General features: G+C 65.7%; 17 protein-coding genes. 8 read left to right on the top strand and 9 right to left on the bottom strand.

Features of this window, described 5'->3' with window-relative positions; all coding sequences use genetic code 11:
* Window positions 1-37 precede the first annotated feature (37 nt).
* Both GWK50_RS17915 and GWK50_RS17910 read right to left on the bottom strand, forming a co-directional pair.
* Window positions 38-1,075 (bottom strand): FAD:protein FMN transferase, encoded by a 1,038-nt coding sequence (locus GWK50_RS17915; protein ID WP_162017693.1) that lies wholly within the window; start codon window positions 1,073-1,075, stop codon window positions 38-40.
* 16 nt (window positions 1,076-1,091) lie between these two features.
* The gene (locus GWK50_RS17910; protein WP_162017692.1) at window positions 1,092-1,589 is read right to left on the bottom strand and encodes a c-type cytochrome; all 498 of its coding nucleotides are present in this window, start codon (window positions 1,587-1,589) and stop codon (window positions 1,092-1,094) included.
* Window positions 1,590-1,866: 277 nt separating this feature from the next.
* On the opposite strand from GWK50_RS17910, the gene GWK50_RS20110 reads away from it, so the two are divergent.
* From GWK50_RS20110 to GWK50_RS17875, 8 genes are read left to right on the top strand one after another with little or no spacing between them, the layout of a single operon-like run.
* The gene (locus tag GWK50_RS20110; protein WP_347339546.1) at window positions 1,867-2,250 is read left to right on the top strand and encodes a DUF2946 family protein; all 384 of its coding nucleotides are present in this window, start codon (window positions 1,867-1,869) and stop codon (window positions 2,248-2,250) included.
* A complete protein-coding gene (nosZ, locus tag GWK50_RS17905; protein WP_162017691.1) occupies window positions 2,247-4,184 on the top strand; it encodes a TAT-dependent nitrous-oxide reductase in 1,938 nt (645 codons plus the stop codon). Before GWK50_RS20110 ends, nosZ begins: the two co-directional genes overlap by 4 nt.
* A 60-nt stretch (window positions 4,185-4,244) precedes the next feature.
* The gene (locus GWK50_RS17900) at window positions 4,245-6,869 is read left to right on the top strand and encodes a NosR/NirI family protein (protein ID WP_162017690.1); all 2,625 of its coding nucleotides are present in this window, start codon (window positions 4,245-4,247) and stop codon (window positions 6,867-6,869) included.
* Window positions 6,866-8,143 (top strand): nitrous oxide reductase family maturation protein NosD, encoded by a 1,278-nt coding sequence (locus GWK50_RS17895; RefSeq protein WP_197905034.1) that lies wholly within the window; start codon window positions 6,866-6,868, stop codon window positions 8,141-8,143. The genes GWK50_RS17900 and GWK50_RS17895 overlap by 4 nt, the downstream gene beginning before the upstream one ends.
* Window positions 8,118-9,062: an ABC transporter ATP-binding protein gene (locus GWK50_RS17890; protein WP_162017689.1), complete on the top strand. Its 945-nt coding sequence runs from the start codon at window positions 8,118-8,120 to the stop codon at window positions 9,060-9,062. Before GWK50_RS17895 ends, GWK50_RS17890 begins: the two co-directional genes overlap by 26 nt.
* A gap of 10 nt (window positions 9,063-9,072) precedes the next feature.
* Entirely contained in the window at window positions 9,073-9,888 is an 816-nt protein-coding gene (locus tag GWK50_RS17885) for an ABC transporter permease subunit (RefSeq protein WP_162017688.1), read from the top strand.
* Window positions 9,885-10,442 (top strand): nitrous oxide reductase accessory protein NosL, encoded by a 558-nt coding sequence (locus tag GWK50_RS17880; protein WP_162017687.1) that lies wholly within the window; start codon window positions 9,885-9,887, stop codon window positions 10,440-10,442. Before GWK50_RS17885 ends, GWK50_RS17880 begins: the two co-directional genes overlap by 4 nt.
* Before the next feature lie 21 nt (window positions 10,443-10,463).
* The gene (locus GWK50_RS17875; protein WP_162017686.1) at window positions 10,464-11,138 is read left to right on the top strand and encodes a nitrous oxide reductase accessory protein NosL; all 675 of its coding nucleotides are present in this window, start codon (window positions 10,464-10,466) and stop codon (window positions 11,136-11,138) included.
* Window positions 11,139-11,165: 27 nt separating this feature from the next.
* Here GWK50_RS17875 and GWK50_RS17870 read toward each other — a convergent pair whose 3' ends face one another.
* From GWK50_RS17870 to GWK50_RS17840, 7 genes are all read right to left on the bottom strand, one after another.
* Window positions 11,166-11,468, bottom strand: coding sequence for a hypothetical protein (locus tag GWK50_RS17870; protein ID WP_242455426.1), 303 nt, complete (start codon window positions 11,466-11,468; stop codon window positions 11,166-11,168).
* Window positions 11,465-12,964: a cell envelope integrity protein CreD gene (gene creD / locus GWK50_RS17865; protein WP_197905076.1), complete on the bottom strand. Its 1,500-nt coding sequence runs from the start codon at window positions 12,962-12,964 to the stop codon at window positions 11,465-11,467. Before creD ends, GWK50_RS17870 begins: the two co-directional genes overlap by 4 nt.
* Before the next feature lie 93 nt (window positions 12,965-13,057).
* The gene (gene creC, locus GWK50_RS17860; protein ID WP_162017684.1) at window positions 13,058-14,503 is read right to left on the bottom strand and encodes a two-component system sensor histidine kinase CreC; all 1,446 of its coding nucleotides are present in this window, start codon (window positions 14,501-14,503) and stop codon (window positions 13,058-13,060) included.
* Between the two features lie 64 nt (window positions 14,504-14,567).
* Window positions 14,568-14,855 (bottom strand): hypothetical protein, encoded by a 288-nt coding sequence (locus tag GWK50_RS17855; protein ID WP_162017683.1) that lies wholly within the window; start codon window positions 14,853-14,855, stop codon window positions 14,568-14,570.
* A complete protein-coding gene (locus tag GWK50_RS17850) occupies window positions 14,852-15,931 on the bottom strand; it encodes a hypothetical protein (RefSeq protein ID WP_162017682.1) in 1,080 nt (359 codons plus the stop codon). The genes GWK50_RS17855 and GWK50_RS17850 overlap by 4 nt, the downstream gene beginning before the upstream one ends.
* Window positions 15,932-16,068: 137 nt before the next feature.
* Complete coding sequence (locus tag GWK50_RS17845) at window positions 16,069-16,770, bottom strand: winged helix-turn-helix domain-containing protein (RefSeq protein WP_162017681.1); 702 nt, start codon at window positions 16,768-16,770, stop codon at window positions 16,069-16,071.
* Window positions 16,771-16,959: 189 nt separating this feature from the next.
* On the bottom strand, window positions 16,960-17,589 hold the full coding sequence (locus tag GWK50_RS17840; RefSeq protein ID WP_162017680.1) for a MarC family protein: 630 nt from the start codon (window positions 17,587-17,589) through the stop codon (window positions 16,960-16,962).
* Window positions 17,590-17,735 lie beyond the last annotated feature (146 nt).

Raw genomic sequence — 17,735 nt, 5'->3', positions numbered from 1 at the left:
GCTCAAACAGGGCCTTGGTGCCAAGGACGGCAGAGGCTCAGGCGGTGCGCAGCACGGCCGCCATGCCAGGTGTTTGCCAGATGCTGTGGTCGCGCTCGACCACCAAGGCCTGCACGCCAGGGCGCTGCTGCAGCAGCGCGGGCGCGGCAGCGCTGCCCATCACCATCAGGGCGGTGCCCAGGCCGTTCACGCTGGCCGCATCGCGTGCCAGCAGGCTCACGCCGCGGGGGCCCTGCGTGGGACGCCCGGTGGCTGGGTTCAGGATGTGGTGCTGGCGCTCGCCCTGGGCCATGAAGAAGCGCTCGTAGTCGCCCGAAGACGCCACGATGGCCTGGCCTTCCAGCGCGAGCACGCCCAGCAGGCGCTCGGGCGCACGCGGGTCGCGCAGGCCCACACGCCAGGGGCGGCCTTGCAGGCGCCCCGCCACCAGCACATCGCCGCCGCCGTTGAGCATGGCATGTTCCACGCCTTGGGCGCGCAGCGTGCGCATGCCTGCTTCGAGGATGGGGAGCTTGGCGATGCCGCCCAGGTCCAGTGCCATCCCGCGCTGTTGCAGGAAGGCGGTGCCGGCCTTGGCGTCGATCACCAAGCCCCGGTAGCCCACCAGGCGGCGCTGGGCTTCGATGTCCTGGGCGCTGGGCAGGTGCTGCTCGGCGGTACCGAACTGCCAGGGCAGTGCGCCCACGGTGGCATCAAAGGCCCCATGGGTTTGCACTGCAATCGCCTGCGCGGCCTGGAGCACGGCCAACACCTCAGCGGGTACGGGCACAGGATGCCGGCCCGCTGCGCGGTGCAGGGCGCTGACGGTGCTGTCCGGGTGGTAGCGCGTCATCAGCGCGGCAAGGCGCTCCATCTCGCTCCATGCACGGTCCATGGCACTGCGCAGAGCGCCAGCGTCAAGACCCTGGGCCACCATGTCCACCTGCGTGCCCATGAGCGTGCGCTGGCTGCGCTCCACCACGGCAGGCGTTGCCGCCTGCAGTGCGGCGGGCGCCAGGGCAGCGGCGCCCAGCAGGGGCAGTGCCATGGCCAGGCGGCGCCGGGTCAGGCCCTGGGGTGCAAGTGGCTCGTGCATGGAACTCTCCTATAAATCAGCTCGAGAGGCCGACCATGTAATCGACAGCGGCCTTCACGTCCTCGTCGGACATCTTGGCATTGCCGCCGCGTGCAGGCATCGAGCCCTTGGCGCCGTTGAAGCCTTCGATGGCGTGCTTGTACAGCGTGTCCTTGCCCTGGGCGATGCGTGGGCCCCAATCGGCCTTGTCGCCGGGCTTGGGTGCGCCAGCCACGCCAGCGGCATGGCACATGGCGCAGGTCTTGTTGTAGGCCGACTTGCCCGCTTCGGGGTTGGCTGCAGGTGCTGCAGGAGCGGCCGGGGCGGCGGCGACTTCGGAGGCTGCGGGCGCGGCAGGTGCTTCCGAGGCCGCAGGTGCTGCGGCGGGGGCGGGTTCTGCAGGGGCCGGTGCGGGTGCGGGGGCTGCTGCGGGAGCAGGCGCTGCGGCAGGGGCTTCGGCGGGCTTCTTGTCACCGCAGGCGGTCAGGAACAGCGCCAGAGCGCTCAGTGCGATGACGGAAGAGGTCTTTTTCATGGTCGTGGATAGGAAGTGGAGAATGAAAGAATCAAGGGGCTACGCGCCTTGGATGCAGCCGCTCCCCAGCCCGAAACAGAAGATCTGCTCCTCGCATGGCGGCAGTCGGGGTGGGCGGACCACAAATCATAGCGCCCTGGCCAAGCGTATGCTGTCTTACCCACACTGCGTGTCCCATAATGTAATCGGCATGGCTGGATTGCCAAGCCGTCAGTGCAGCGATAGAGCATGACCGAAATCAACCTCGGTTCACTTTGGCTCCCTATACTTGCCGTCCATGAAAACCCTCAGATCCATTCCATGGCTTCGGCGCTTGGTCGCAGCATGGTTCATTGTGAGCATGGGGGTGGCGATGGCATCGCCACTGGTTCAGCCCCGGGCGATGGAGTTGGTGTGCTCCGCGTCGGGCTTGACAAAAATCATCATCCATTCAGCACAAGGCAATGCGGTCGATGCGTCCGACATGGGCATGGACTGCACCCTGTGTTTGTTGGCCAACACGCCTCCAGATCCTCAGCAAGCACGGTTGCCGGCCCTGTCGCCGGCGGCCCAGTTGCGTGCCACCCAATCCCTTGATCACATTCCAGCCGCAATGGGGGCTCCGCCACCAGCGCGAGCCCCTCCGTTTTTCACACGCCTTAACCAAGAGAGGTCAACATGAGCGACAAGAAACTGGATACACCCAATGAAACCGTAGGCCTCGGCCGTCGACGTTTCATCAACACCGCTGCGCTGGCGGGCTTGACGGTAGGCGTTGCAGCCTGCAATGACAAGCCGGCGGCAGCTCCTGCAGCGGCACCTGCGGCACCTGCACCCGCACCTGCACCTGCACCGACAGCCCACGCCGGTGCCAATGTCCACCTGAAACCCGGCGAACTCGACACCTACTACGGCCTCTGGAGCGGTGGCCACACCGGTGACATGCGCGTTTTGGGCCTGCCTTCGGGTCGCGAACTTCTGCGCATCCCCTGCTTCGTGCCCGACGCACTGGTCGGCTGGGGCATCACCAACGAATCCAAGGCCGTCATGGGCACCAAGCCCGATGGCCACCTGCGTTACACCGTGGGCGATACCCACCACACGCACGCCTCCTACAAGGACGGCAACTACGACGGCCGCTACGCCTGGATCAACGACAAGATCAACAGCCGTATCGCCCGTATCCGCCTCGACTATTTTGTCTGCGACAAGATCACCCAGCTGCCCAACGTGCAGGGCTTCCACGGCATCTTCCCGGACAAGCGCGACCCCGTGGATCAGGCCATCAACTACACCACCCGCGTGTTCTGCGGCGGTGAGTTCTCCATTCCCCTGCCCAACGCCGGTATCGAAGACTCCAGCAAGTACCGCTCGCTGTTCTCGTGCGTGGATGCCGAGACCATGGAAGTGCGCTGGCAGGTGCTGATCGACGGCAACTGCGATCTGGTGGCCACCTCGTTCGACGGCAAGCTCGCCGCCACGAACCAGTACAACACCGAAATGGGCGCCAAGTACGAAGACATGATGTCCGCCGAGCGCGACGCCTGCCTGTTCTTCAACATCGCCCGCATCGAAGAAGCCGTCAAGGCTGGCAAGTTCAAGACCATCGGCAGCTCCAAGGTGCCCGTGGTGGACGGCACGCACGAAGCCAACAAGGACCCCAAGACCGCTCTGACGGCCTACGTGTCCGTGCCCAAGAACCCCCACGGCGTGAACGCCAGCCCCGACCAGAAGTACTTCATCTGCGCCGGCAAGCTCTCGCCGACCGTCACCGTGATCGAGCTGGCCAAGGTGCTTGACTGGTTCGACGGCAAGTCGGAAAAGCTCGACGACGCCATCGTTGCCGAGGTCGAAGTGGGTCTGGGCCCGCTGCACACTGCTTTCGACGGTCGCGGCAATGCTTTCACCACGCTGTTCCTGGACAGCCAGGTCGTCAAGTGGAACATCGACAAGGCGATTGCCTTCCACAAGGGTGACAAGAACGCCAAGTATGTGGTGGACCGTCTGGACGTGCACTACCAGCCCGGCCACATCAACGCCTCGCAATCCGAAACGATTGCCGCCGATGGCAAGTACCTGGCGGTGGGTTGCAAGTTCTCCAAGGACCGCTTCCTGCCCGTGGGCCCGCTGCACGCCGAGAACGAGCAGCTGATCGACATTTCTGGCGAGAAGATGGTGCTCCTGGCCGACCACCCGGTGCGTGGCGAGCCGCACGACTTCATCATCTTCAAGCGCGATCTGGTCAAGCCCAAGCAGGTCTATGATCTGGATCACCACCCGCTGGCCATCAAGGATCCCAAGGAATCTGGCGTGTTCCGCAGCGGCAAGAAGGTGACGGTCAAGCTGACCTCGCAAGCGCCGGCCTTCAGCATGCGCGAGTTCAAGGTGAAAAAGGGCGACGAAGTCACCCTGATCCTGACCAACCTGGACAAGATCGAAGATTTGACGCACGGTTTCGCCATTCCGAACTACAACGTCAACTTCATCGTCAATCCGCAGGAAACGGCTTCGGTGACCTTTGTTGCCGACCAACCCGGCGTGTTCTGGTGCTATTGCACCCACTTCTGCCACGCGCTTCACCTGGAAATGCGTACGCGCATGATCGTTGAGGCCTGATAGGCAGCCAACCGGGGGCGCTCGCACAGGGGTGCGGCGCCTCCTTGATAGGAAAGTGTGATGTTTCTGCTCGGTCATCGGTTCGCGATCCTCGGGGTCGCTTTTTTTCTGGCGCTGTCGCTTTTTGCTCCGCAAGTCCATGCGGGCGCTTACGAGGCCGAGCTACCGGAGGGTGCCAACACGGCGCCTGATATGTGTGCATTGCTGCCCTGCGCCGAGGTGTTTCCGGGCGCAGGGCATTTTTCGCAGCGCAAGGGGCAGCCACCGTATGTGGAGGCCTATGACAATGATTCGGCCCAGAAGAAGTTGCTGGGCTATGTGATGCTCTCGACCGACATCACCGACACGCCCGCCTACTCGGGCAAGCCGGTGGTCACATTGATCGGGATGGACACCCAGGGGCGCTTCGTGGGCGTCAAGGTGCTCAAGCATTCCGAGCCCATTTTGTTGCTCGGCATCCCGGAGTCGGCGCTGGTGAATTTCAACAACCAGTACCTGGGCAAGTCCGTCACCGACAAGCTGGAGGTCGGTCCCTCGCGCCCCGAGGAAGAAGTGATCGGTGTGGACGCCATCTCCGGCGCCACCGTGACCGTGATCGCGCAAAACCAGGTGATGATGCTTTCGGGCTCCGCCGTGGCACGCCAGACCGGCATCATCGCGCCCACGGTGCGTGATCCCGCGCGGTTTGCGACCAATGGCCAGCGTTACGACTGGGCGCAGCTCGTCGAAATGGGCGCGGTGCAGCGATTGCTCGTCAAGCCCGAACAGGTGGGGCTGGAGCGCAACCCCGAACCGTTCATCGAACTGTGGTTTGGTGATCTCAACCACCCCGACGTGGGTCGCAGCCTGCTGGGCAACCACGGCTTCGACAACCTGCGCTCGCGCCTCAAGCCGGAGGAAAGCGCGTTCTTCATCGTCCGCACGGGAGGGGCCGAGTCCTTCAAGGGCTCGGGCTTTGTGCGCGGCGGTATCTACGACCGCGTGCAGGTCAAGCAGGGCGCGGATTCGTTCACCTTCCGCGATCTGGATTCCTACAACCTCTACGGTCTGGAGGCCGCAGGTGCGCCGCGCTACACCGAGTCGGCCATCTTCGTGATCCGCTCCCAGTCGTTCTCGGCGGCCTACCCCTGGAAGCTGGCCTTCCTGGGCAACCGCGTGGACCGTGCCACCGGGCATCGCAGCTTTGCCGTCTTTGAATCCAAGTACTGGTTGCCCGCTGCCATGCTGGAGGGCGGACGGCCCAAGGTGGACGAGCCGGATGCGCCTTGGGTGCGCGTGTGGAAGTCCCAGGCTGTCTCGATTGCCCTGTTCGCGCTGGTCCTTGTGGCAGTCACGGTGGTGTATGCCTACCGCGAGAAGCTCACGCGACTGTCCACCCACAAGAACAAGTGGCCGGTCAACGGCTTCAAGTACAGCTTCTGGGCCATCAGCATGGCCTGGGTGGGCTTTGGCCTGATGGCGCAGCCCTCCATCACGCAGGTGCTGACCTGGTTCCATTCGATCCTGTTCCAGTGGACCTGGTCGCTCTTCCTGTCTGATCCGTTCATCTTCCTGTTCTGGATCTTCATCATCGTCACCGTGTTCCTGTTTGGGCGCGGCCTGTTCTGCGGCTGGATGTGCCCGTTTGGCTCGCTGCAGGAATCCATTTACAAGATCGCGCGTCTGGTGGGCCTGGGGCGCTTCCAGACCAAGCTACCGCAAAAGTGGCACGACCGTCTCAAGTGGCTCAAGTACGCTGTCTTCTTTGCCTTGCTCGCGGTGTCGATGTTCTCCATGGGCATGGCCGAGAAGCTGGCCGAGGTGGAGCCGTTCAAGACCACCTTCCTGGTCGGTGTGATGAACCGCGCATGGCCCTACGGCCTGTTCGTGGCCGCCATCCTGGGTGTGTCGATCTTCATCGAGCGGCCGTATTGCAAGTACATCTGCCCGCTGGGCGCGTCGCTGGCCATGCCCAGCACCTTCCGCTGGTTCGGCCTCAAGCGCAAGCAGGACTGCAATAGCTGCAAGGCCTGCGCTGTGGGCTGCGGTGCGCAGGCCATCGATGCCGATGGTCGTATCGACCACCGCGAATGCCTGCACTGCCTGGACTGCATGGTGCTGTACACCGATGTGAAGGGTTGCCCGCCCCTGGCCAAGGAGCGCAAGCGCCGCGAAAAGGACGGTCTGGAGATCACGCCCATCGGGGCCAACGGCTATTTCATCCCGATCCATCCGGACACCAGCTTTGAGGCGCAGATCAGCGCCAAGGCCGCGAATGGCCCCGACCCACGCATGCCTACCGAACCTGTGGCACCCTTCCACAAGGCGGGTGAATCCCGCCTCAGGTGGATCATGCTGGAGGTACGCGATCACCTCTGGCCCTGGAGCGCGGAAGGCTGGCACAGCCAGCGCGCGCTGCAGGTGGCGGGCTTCTCGCTGGCGGTGGCTGCCACTGTGGCCTGGGTCATGGCGGCCCTGGGGCATTTGTCCTCGGGCGCCATCATCGGCTGGTGGTTCGGCTGGAGCGTCTATGAAGTGCTGATCCGGTTGTCAGGTCGCCGCTATGTGAAGGACGGTGTCTGGTGGCGCGGCAACTACCGTGCGGCCAGCGTGATGGACATGATGAGCTACGTCGGATTCAAGAATCTGCTGATCGGTGCAGCACTGTTCCTGGCGCTCAAGACGCTGGGTCTGCTGATCCTATGACAGGTGTCCTACTGCGCACGGCCTGTGCCGTGCTGCTGGGCTGGTGGGGTGCGGGCATCGCTTGGGCGGCCACCATATCGGTGCAACCGGGCCAGGATCTGGCGGCTGCCGTCAAGGCCGCCGCGCCGGGCGACGTGATCGAGGTGGCGCGGGGCATGTACCACGTCAACCTGCTGATCGACAAGCCACTCACGCTGCGCGGCATTGACCGGCCCACCCTCAGCGGGGGCAACCAGGGCGACACCATCCGGGTCACGGCACCCGACGTGGTGATTGAGGGCCTGATCGTGCGCGATTCCGGCGACAGCCTGAAAGACCAGAATGCGGGCATCTATCTCTACCCCGGCGCCCACCGGGCGGTGGTGCGGCGTTGCGATCTGACCTACAACCTGTTCGGCCTGTGGATCGAAAAGGCCGATGACGTGCTGATCGAAGAGAACCTCATCACGGGCAAGCGGGAGTACGCATCGTCCCAGCGCGGCAACGGCATCCAGCTCTACAACACCAAAGGTGCGCGCATTTTCCGCAACAACATCAGCTTCGTGCGCGATGCCTTGTATGTGGACGTGTCGCACCATGCCGTCTTCAAGGGCAACAAGCTGCACCGCAGCCGCTATGGCACGCACTACATGAACTCCTACTACAACCTGTGGGAGGACAACGATACTTTCTACAACCGCGGTGGCCTGGCCCTCATGGAAGTGCGTGAGCAGGTGGTGCGCAACAACCGCGCTTGGGGCAACTCCGACCACGGCATCATGCTGCGCACCCTCCAGGATGCGGTGATTGAGAACAACATCGTGGCCGGCAACAACCGGGGCTTCTTCATCTACGACGTGGAGTACATCAAGCTCAACGGCAACCTGGTGGTGGACAACGTGGTGGGCGTGCACCTGTCGGCGGGTTCCACGCGCAATGAGGTCGAGGGTAATGACTTCATCGGTAACCGCGAGCAGGTGCGCTATGTGGGCTCGCGGGACGAGCGCTGGGGCGTGAAAGGCGGCAACCACTGGAGCAACTACCTGGGCTGGGACCGTGACGGCGACAGCCGGGGCGATGTGCCCTATGAGGCCAACGACATGGTGGACCGTCTCACCTGGAAGCACCCGAGCATGAAGCTGCTGCTGGCCAGCCCAGCGGTGCAGGCGCTGCGCCTGGTGGGCCAGCAGTTTCCCGTGCTGCGTGTGCCCTCGGTCGTGGACCCCAAACCCCGCATGCAACCAACCCACCAACAATGGAGCGAATGGCGTGGCAAGCATTTCCCCAGCCAGTGACACTGCAGCGCAGGACGTCGCAGTTGCACTGCGTGGCGTGAGCAAACATTACGGCGCACTGCACGCCGTCGATGGCGTGGACCTCGACATCCCGCGTGGCGAGATTTTTGGCCTCATCGGCCACAACGGTGCAGGCAAGAGCACGCTGTTCAAGATGATGCTGGGCCTCGTCCCCGCCACGCAGGGCAGCATTGTGGTGGGTGGTGCCCAGGTGGGTGGGCGCGACTTTCGCGCAGCCCGGCGCCACCTGGGCTACCTGCCCGAGAACGTGGTGCTGTACGACAACCTCAGCGGCCTGGAGACGCTGCGCTTTTTCGCGCGCCTCAAACATGCGCCCCAAACGCAATGCCAGGCCGTGCTTGAGCGCGTGGGCCTGCAGCATGCAGGGCAGCGGCCCGTGCGTGAATACTCCAAGGGCATGCGCCAGCGCCTGGGTTTTGCCCAGGCCCTGCTGGGCCAGCCGCGCGTGTTGTTCCTGGACGAGCCCACCAACGGCCTGGATCCCCAGGCCATCCGCGACTTCTACGCCACGCTGCGCGGCCTGCAGGCCGATGGCGTGACGGTCATCATCACCTCACACATCCTGGCCGAACTGCAGGAGCGTGTGGACCGCCTGGCCATCATGGCCGCGGGCAAGGTTCAGGCCGTGGGCAGCGTGCAGGCGCTGCGCGAGCAGACCCAAATGCCGCTGTGCTTCACCATCGACCTGACGCCACAGGACGCCACCGAGGCCTGCCGCCTGCTGGCGCAGGCCACGGGGATCACGCCCGAAGTGCTGCCCACCGGCCTGCGCCTGCGCTGCCCGCGCACGCACAAGATGGCGGTGCTGGCGGCCCTGGCGCCATTGGGCGCGCGCGTGCAGGACTTGAAGATGCTCGAACCCTCGCTCGAAGACGTGTTCTTCGGCTTTGCAGACTGAAAGACGGCCCATGGAACTGACGCAGATCTTCACCATTGCCGCCAAGGAATTCCGCGACCGCATGCGCAACCGCTGGGTGCTGGCGGTGGCGCTGGTGTTCACCGTGTTCTCTCTCGTCATCGCCTATTTCGGCGGCGCGCAGCAGGGCGCCGTGGGCTTTCGCTCCATCGAATTCACCATCGCCAGCCTGGTCAGCCTGGTCATTTACCTGATTCCACTGATCGCGCTGCTGCTGGGCTTTGACGCCATCGTGGGCGAGCGCGAGCGCGGTTCGCTCGACCTGCTGCTGTCCCTGCCCATCACCCGCCTGGAGCTGCTGCTGGGCAAGTACCTGGGCCTGGCGGCGGCGCTGGCGCTGTCCACCCTGGCGGGCTTTGGCATGGTGGCGGTGCTGCTGTCCCGGCAGATGAGCTGGGCCTCGATGTACCACTACTTCGGCTTCATGCTCAGCTCGGTGCTGCTGGGCCTGGCCTTTCTGAGTCTGGCGGTGCTGCTGTCGGTGCTCGCGCGCGACCGCACGCGTGCCTCGGGCCTGGCCATCGCCACCTGGTTCTTCTTTGTGCTGGTGTTCGACCTGTTGCTGCTGGGCGTGCTGGTGGGCAGCGGCGGGCGCTTTGGCGGCGAATCCTTTGCGCTGCTGCTGCTGCTCAACCCGGCGGATGTGTTCCGCATCCTGAATGTGTTTTCGCTGGAAGACGTGCGCACGCTGTACGGACTGGCCACCGTGGTGCCCCCCGCCATGGGCAGCCCCCTGAAGATGGGCGGTGCCATGCTGGTCTGGATTGCAGTGCCACTGGCTCTGGCGCATTGGAGGTTCAAGCCATGACATACCACTGTTCCTGCCGCCGCCGCCTGCTGGGCTGGGCGGCCATTTCCGCTGCATCCGCCATCGCCCCGCTGGGCTTGTTGTCCGGCTGCAGCGAGCAGGCCGCGCAGCAGCGCTCGCTGGCGCCGGTCGAAATCGACCGCTCCACCAGTTGCGAACTCGACGGCATGCTGCTGGCCGACTACCCCGGCCCCAAGGCGCAGATCCATTTCGCGGGCCAGGACAAGCCCAGCTTCTTCTGCGACACGGTGGAGCTGTTCAGCACCCTGCTGGCGGGCGAGCAGGTGCGTGCCGTGCAGGCCGTGTACGTGCAGGACATGGGCAAGGCCGACTGGAACCAGCCGCAAGGCCACTGGATCGACGCCAAGACCGCCTTCTACGTGCTGGGCAGCAAACGCCACGGCTCCATGGGGCCGACCATCGGCAGCTTTGCGCAAGAGGCCGACGCCACCAAGTTCGCCGCCGAGCATGGCGGCAAGGTGCTGCGCTTTGGCGACATCAAGGCCGACATGGTGGACCTGAGCGGCGGCGCGCTGCACGACACCCGGATGTAGGACTTCCCCGCCATTCCCACCATGCCCGCTCGCATCGCCAGCCCTGCCTTGTCTGCCAGCACGCTCCGGGTGGTGGCGGGCGTCGCTGTGCTGGCGCTGCTGCTGGGCTGGGGCGGTTGGCAGGTGGGCGTGTGGCAGGGGCTGGGCGGTGGCAATCCCGAAGCGGCGCTGGAGCCCGATGTCTGCATCGTTGCGCCGCCCACGCCGTATGACCGCGCCTCGGGCCTGCCCCTGCACGCCGCGCGGCCGGTGCCTGCCGATGTGCGCTGCCCGGTCTGCGGCATGTTCCCCGCGCGCGCGCCCGACTGGGCGGCCCAGGTCATCTTCGACAACGGCGACGCACAGTTTTTTGACTCGCCGCTCTCGCTCTTCATGTACCTGCAGGACGTGGAGCGCTACAGCCCGGGGCGCAGCGCCGCCCAGATCATTGCGCGCTACGTCACCGACGTGCCCAGCCGCCAGTGGGTGGACGCTGGCAGCGCCTGGTTTGTGCACGGCTCCACGGCCAAAGGCCCCATGCGCGCGGGCAACCTGCCGGCCTTTGCCACGCGCGAAGATGCCCAGGCCTTCGCCCAGCGCCGGGGCGGCAGCGTGCTGCCCTTTGGCGCCATCGACGCCGCCCTCATTGCGCCGCTGGCCGGGCAGGGCGGTCACGACCATGCAGCCCACGGAACGGCGCAAACGCTATCAAAATAATAGCTATTTTCGCTTACCTGGTGGGCGCTAGAGCCCTGTTTCATATAAATCTTGGCGCAGCGGCAAGCAGGCCGCCATGTGCCACACCAGCAGCCGCAAGGCCTGGCGCAAGGCCGGGGGCGTCTTGGCTGCATAGGCGCTGCGCAGCACCTCCTGCTGCGTGGCGCGCAGCGCGCAGCGGTCGCGCGTTTGCAGGGCTGCGAGCATGCGTTCCTGGTAGCGTTGCACGCGCAGCGCTTCCTGGGGGCTGAGGCGGGTGGGCGTGGCGGGGGCCGCCGCCAGGTGCTGCGCCCAGGCGGTTGCCGCCATGGCAGGGGCGTGGGTGTTCATGCGGCCTCCGTGCGGGCGGTGGGGCGGTCGGGGGAGCGAGTGGCCGTCAGCCCGTACCAGTTGACGCGGCGTGTCAGCACCATCACCGTGGCCAGCACCGCAAACAAGGCCACCGCTCCCACAGCCAGGGCGGTTTGCTCCAGTTGCAGCAGCACGTACAGCATGCCGTACAGCACCCCAATGCCCGCACCGAACGGCAGGCCCCGGCGCACACTCCCCAGCATGTGCGTGGCGTAGTAGCCCAGCAGCAGCACGCAGGCCATGGCCGCAATGCCATAGGCCGCGCCAAAGGGCAGGTGCTCCGACAGACTCACCAGCAGCAGGAAGAAACTGCACAGCGCGCTGCCCACCAGCAGGTATTGCACGGGGTGCACGCGCAGGGTTTTCATCGCCGGGCCGCCCCAAGATGAAAACGCGGCCCCCTCGGGGGGCAGCGACCCGCGCAGCGGCGGAGCGTGGGGGCCATTTCCCATCAGTTCGAACAGGCCCACGGCCACAAAGGTCAGCGCGATGAACAGCACGCCGTACTTGGTCGCCCGGTCTGACAGCGAATACGGGTTCACCGGGTCGATGAAGGCGACGCTGAAGCTGTCCACGCAGCCGTGTGGCTGGTTCGCTGCGCCAGCGTAGGCCAGGTTGTCTTCCCCTGGGGTACTGGTACACACGGGCTTGGACTCGGCAATGTCCTGCGCTGCCGTGGTGGCCAGCGAGGACAGGCGCCACTGCGCCTCAAAACCGTCGGCGCGCACCGTGCGCTCGGTGGGCAGAAAGCGCCCCGAGAACGAGGGGTGTGGCCAGGGGCTTTGCATCTGTACCTCGGTGCGCCCGCCCAGCGGCACGATGGAGACCTGCTGCGTGCCCACCAGTTCCAGGTTCAGCGTGGCCTGCAGGCCTTCGGCCCCGCCGCGTACCGATTCGGGCAGACTGGCGTGCAGCCCGCGTGCATAGGTGGGGTGGAAGGTGCCTGGTTTGAGCGCCAACTCCTGGGCATTGACCTCCAACTGCGCGGTACGAATGCCGCGCGCATCGGCCACGGCCAGCATCAGAATGGGCGCGCCGCACTGCATGCGCGAGCCCTGGATGCTGGACTGCGGCTGCAGCGCTGTCAGCGGCCCCCACTGTGCCAGGATGCGCGTCTGCAGGCTGAAGGCGTTGACCTTGTGCACGCCCCGGGCGCGCTCCTGCATGGCGGCGTCGGTGTTCAGGCGCAGCGTCTCGGGCATGGCCGTGAGCCGGAACTCGCGGCGCTGCTCCACCATGCGCCGCTCGTCGCCCTTGCCGGTTTCCACGTCCCAGCTCTCCACGCAGGCGCTGTGGATCACCGGGCCGATCAGCGTCTGCGCGCCCGCCAGGCTGTCGGCCACGCTCTGCTCGGTCAGGTGGCGGTAGTGCTGCCGGTCGCGCACCACGGCTTCGATCATGCCCAGGCCGATGACGAGCACCAGCACGATGGCCGCCAGCGCGGCCAGTTTGCCAAACCAGATGTTCTTCAAGATGTCCTCCACGGTGAAAAGTGCAGGGCAGTCTCCCGCCGCACCGTGTGGTCTGCATGAAGTTTGTGAGGTGGGTGTGAAGTGCGCCGCCGCCTGCTAGCGGTTGAACTCCAATGTCACCCGCAGTCCGGGCTGGGTATTGGCAACGTGCATGCGCCCGCCGTGCAGCGCCATCACGCGGCGCACAATGGCCAGGCCCAGGCCCGAGCCGCTGCGCTCGCCACCGGGCCGCGCGGTGGTGAAGAAGCGCTCGCCCAGCCGGGGCAGCGCAAAGTCGGGCACGCCGGGGCCAGCGTCCTGCACGGCCACGCGGGCGCCGTCCAGTTCCACGCGCACGGTGCTGCCGGGCGGGGCAAAGTCCATGGCGTTGTCCAGCAGGTTGGTCAGCGCGAGGGTCACCAGCTCGGCCTCCCAGGGGCCACTGTCGCCCTCGCCCTGCAGCACCAGGGCCATGCCGCGCTGCGCCGCGCGCGCCTGGCAGTGCGCCAGGGCGGCCTGGGCACAGTCGCGCAGCGCCATGGGGCCGGGGCTGTCGGCGTGGTGGCGCTGGTCGAGCTTGCTCAGCTCCAGCAGCCGGTCGATCAGGCGCTGCAGGCGTTCGCTCTGCTGCACCACCTGCGTGGCAAACACGCTGCGGTCGGCGGCGGGCAGCTCGTCCTGCAGAAGCTCGCCCGCGCCGCGGATCGCGGCCACCGGGCTTTTCAGTTCGTGCGTGAGCGCGCGCACATAGGCCTGCACGTAGTCGTGCCCCTCCAGCCGCTCGCGCATGCGGTCCATGGCGCGGGCCAGGTCGCCCAGCTCGCCCGGTACGGCGGGCACGGCCAGGGGCTGTGGGGTGGCGCTGGCCGCTTCGCCCAGTGCAGGGCCCTGCACGCTCAGGGCGTAGTCGCGCAGGCGGCGCACGTTCCACACCATCCACAGCGTCACGCCCACGCCGACGGCGGCCGACAGCAGCAACAGCAGCACGCCGCCCATCAGCACCTTGTGCTCGGCGCGGTCGATAAAGCGCTGCACCGCGCGCACGGGCTTGGCCACGGTCAGCACGCCAATGGTGCGGCCCTGCGCCACCACGGGTGCGGCCACATGCATCACGCCGCTACCGTCGTCCTGCGGCACCTCGCGTGTCATGCGGGCGCCGTACTCGCCGCGCAGCGTGCGCGCCACGTCACGCCACTGCGAAAAGTCCTGCCCTTCGGCCTCGTGCCGCGAATCGAACACCACCTTGCCCTTGGCGTCGGTCACATAGACGCGGTAGTCCAGCGACTGCTTGGTGAAGCCCCAGATCGGCGCCTGCACCGGGCGCTGGGCATAGCGCTCTACCTGGCGCGCAAAGGCGCTGCGTTCGCCCCCCTGCGGCAGGTGCCCGGCGGCCAGGTCCTCGCTGGCCAGTTCGGCCAGCAGGTAGGCGGTGTCCACCATCATGTCCTCCATCACCTCGCGCACGCTGGGCTTGATCTCGGCGGTGAACACCCGCAGCACAAAAAAGGCCGCAATGCCGTTGATGAGAAAGAACGCGAACAGCAGGCGGATACCGAGGCGCATGGTTCAAAAAGGATAGCTGCTTGCGCTTATTGATAAGGGGCTAGGGCCTGTTTTGATCTTGAAATCAGCGGTGCAGGCGGATGCGGTAAACCGGCGACTGATCGGGATTCTGGTTTTGGGGCTCGCGTCCTTCAAAGACCAAGCTGCCGGTGGCGACGTCCCATTGCATGGGCTGTAGGGTGTAGGGGTTGCGCAATTCCTGAGGTGCCTTGGCCAGCCAGGTGGGCATGTCTTTTGGCGCAACGCGTTGTGCGGCGGCGCGGTGCTGCAGGAGCACGAGACGGCGGTAGCCGTCTATATCGGCGATGCGCTGGAGGTGTTTTGGGTAGTCGGGCACGATGATGGCCATCATGCAAAGGCCCACACCATTGCGCAGGTGTTTCCAGGGCTTGTCACAGGCGCTGTCTTCCGCCATTTTGCGCGGGTTGTTGGAGAACGCGGCCTCCAGTTGGTGAGCGGGCAGGGCGCTGAGGGCTTGCATCCGCTGCAGATTCTCCATGGATAGATTGAGTGAATGTTGAGGCAGAAAGCCCAAGGTGGCCCCTCTGTCCAGCAAGTGTTGCCACCAAGCCGGTTCCTCAATCCAGGGGGACGTGAAAAAGCGAAAGGTCTTGGGGTCGAGTTGTGAGAAAGAGATGCTGGCCACGAACTGCTTTTCGCCTTCAAAGGCAGAGTGCAGGGGGGGGGTGGTTTGTCCAGCATTTCTTCGAGGGGCTTCAATACTTTCGCCGACATCTGTGGCGTCAGGTGCGCGCTCGCATCACTGAGCCAGCGCAGTTCACGGTACTGCATGGCCAGCGCGACCATGGAAGTGAGCAGGTTGTTGGAGCTGTGGGCCAGGCGGCTGCGCAACTGCACCGCCTGGCGGGCGATGTCCATGGCCCGCTGCGGCTGTCCGCGTGTCCATTCCAACGATGCCTGTGCCAGCCAGAGCTCATGGGCGCGTGCCAGGCGCGCATACGGCGGGAATTCGGCCAGCAGATAGAAAGGTGCCGGATTGCTGAACTGTGCAGCAGTGGCGGCCGCCTGCAGGCGCTGCATCAGTGGTTGGTTCGCTTGCACCAGCGCTTTGATCTCTTCCCGGTGCTTGCCATACCAGTCGAAGCAATCCGACTCCGTTGCTGGGCAGCGCAGCCGCATCGAAAGTACGCCGTCGCCGCTGCTTTCCACCGGGATGGACTGTGGCATGCCCTCCTCTGCATCGCCGTGCGCCTCCACCCAGCGCCTGCGCTCGATCTCGCGCGCCAGGCGCTGGCGGCCCAGGGCGATTGCATCGGCAACGGCGTCGCCTTGGAGGGGAGCGTCCAGCCCCAACAGGATGAGATAGCCGTTGTCCTCCAGCGCCTGCTCGGTGGGCGGGGTGTATCGCAGGGCCTGCTGTGCGGCTTCGCTCAAGGGGTCATCCCGCCAGTTGGCGGCGATCAGCAAGGCCAGGCTGATGGCAGCCAAGACCCCTATGACCAAGGCCGTCCAGCTCAGGACTTTGAGGGTGCGGCGGAGGTAGGTCATATCAAAAATGATAGCTGCTTGCGCCCGCCAAATAAGCGCTAGAGGCCAATTTGACTTCAAACATCCAGGCAGTACCCCATACCCCGGTGCGTGCGGATGTAGTCGCGCGTGGGGTCGAGTTCGCGCAGCTTGGCGCGCAGGGTCTTGATGTGGGTGTCCACGGTGCGGTCCTGGCTGTCGCTGTCGTCGCCCCAGGCGGCGGCGAGCAGGGCTTCGCGGGTGTGGATGCGTCCGGCGCCCGCCAGCAACTGGGCCAGCAGCAGGTATTCGCGCCGCGTCAGTACCAGCGCCTGACCGTGCAGCAGGATGCGTTGGCCGGCCTCGTCGTGCTCCAGTCCCTGGCCCGTGGGGGCGCTGTGGGTGGTGCGTGGCAACTGACTGCGGCGCAGCAAGGCCTTGGCGCGGGCGGCCAGTTCGCGTGGGCTGAAGGGTTTGGGCAGGTAGTCGTCGGCGCCCAGTTCCAGGCCCAGCACGCGGTCGATTTCCTCGCCCTGGGCGCTGAGCATGAGCACGGGCGTGGCGGTGGCCGTGCGCAGGCCCGCCGGCGCGTGGCGCAGTTCGCGCAGCAGGTCCAGGCCGCTGCCGTCGGGCAGGCCGACGTCGAGCACCAGCAGGTCAAAGGCCTGCAATTGCAGTTGGCGCCGCGCGTCCTGCAGCAGCAGGCTGTGCAACACCTGCAGGCCTTCGCGCTCCAGGCAGTAGGCCACGGTGCGGGCGATGGCGGGGTCGTCTTCCAGCAGAAGCAGGCGGTGTGCCATGTCAGTGATCCATTGGGCGAACGCGGCACCTGCGCCGCATGAAACCGGCACGCTCCAGACCAGGGCTCCCGCGCAAGGGCCGCCCCGCCGCGCCGGGAGCGTCCCCCTGCCCGCAGCGCGCAGCGCTGCGAGAGCGGGGGGAAGGCGCCGAAGGCGACTCAGGGGGGAGTTTCACTTCATGGGGGTGTTTCACTTCAACACCGGGAACAGCTTGACCAGGCCCTCGGCCATCACTTCCACGGCCAGGGCTGCGAGGATCAGGCCCATGAGCCGTGTCATGACGTTGATGCCGGTCTTGCCCAGCACGCGCGCAATCGGTTCGGCCAGCGAGAAGCACACCGCTGTGGCAGCGGCAATCACCACGCCGTAGCCCACCAGTGCGGCATGCTGCCAGAAGGTCTGTGCGCGGTCGGCGTAGATCACCACGGTGGACATGGTGGCCGGGCCGGTGAGCAGCGGGATGGTCAGCGGCACCACGGCAATGCTGGAGCCCGCGGCGGCCTTCTCGACGCCTTCCTCCAGGTCGTGCGTGTTGGCCTTGGCCTCGGCGGGCTGGGCGTTGAGCATGTTCATGGCGCTGATGAGCAGCAGCATGCCGCCGCCCACCTGAAAGCTCTGCAGCGAGATGCTGAAGAAGTCCAGGATCTGCAGGCCCAGCAACGCGCAGGCGGCGATCACGCAGAACGCGCTGAACGAGGCGGTGCGGATGGTGCGCAGGCGCTGCTCCTGTGAGAACCCCTGCGTGTAGTGGATGAAGAACGGCACGATCGCCAGCGGGTTGACGATGGCCAGCAGTGTGATCAGAGGTTTGAGATCCATCGGTAGGGCTTTCGGGTGCGTGGGGTTCGATGCTAGCGGCAAACCGGTACGGGTAGGTGGCCTGCGAGAGGCGTTGCGAGAGGCGTTGCGGGAGGCGTTGCGGGAGCTTCACACAAATAACTTGTCTTTGAAATAAAACGGCGTTA

Source organism: Acidovorax sp. 210-6 (genome assembly GCF_010020825.1).
Classification (GTDB): domain Bacteria; phylum Pseudomonadota; class Gammaproteobacteria; order Burkholderiales; family Burkholderiaceae_C; genus Simplicispira; species Simplicispira sedimenti.
Note: the sequence above shows the minus strand (reverse complement) of the source record. Positions and strands in the feature narration are given on the sequence as shown.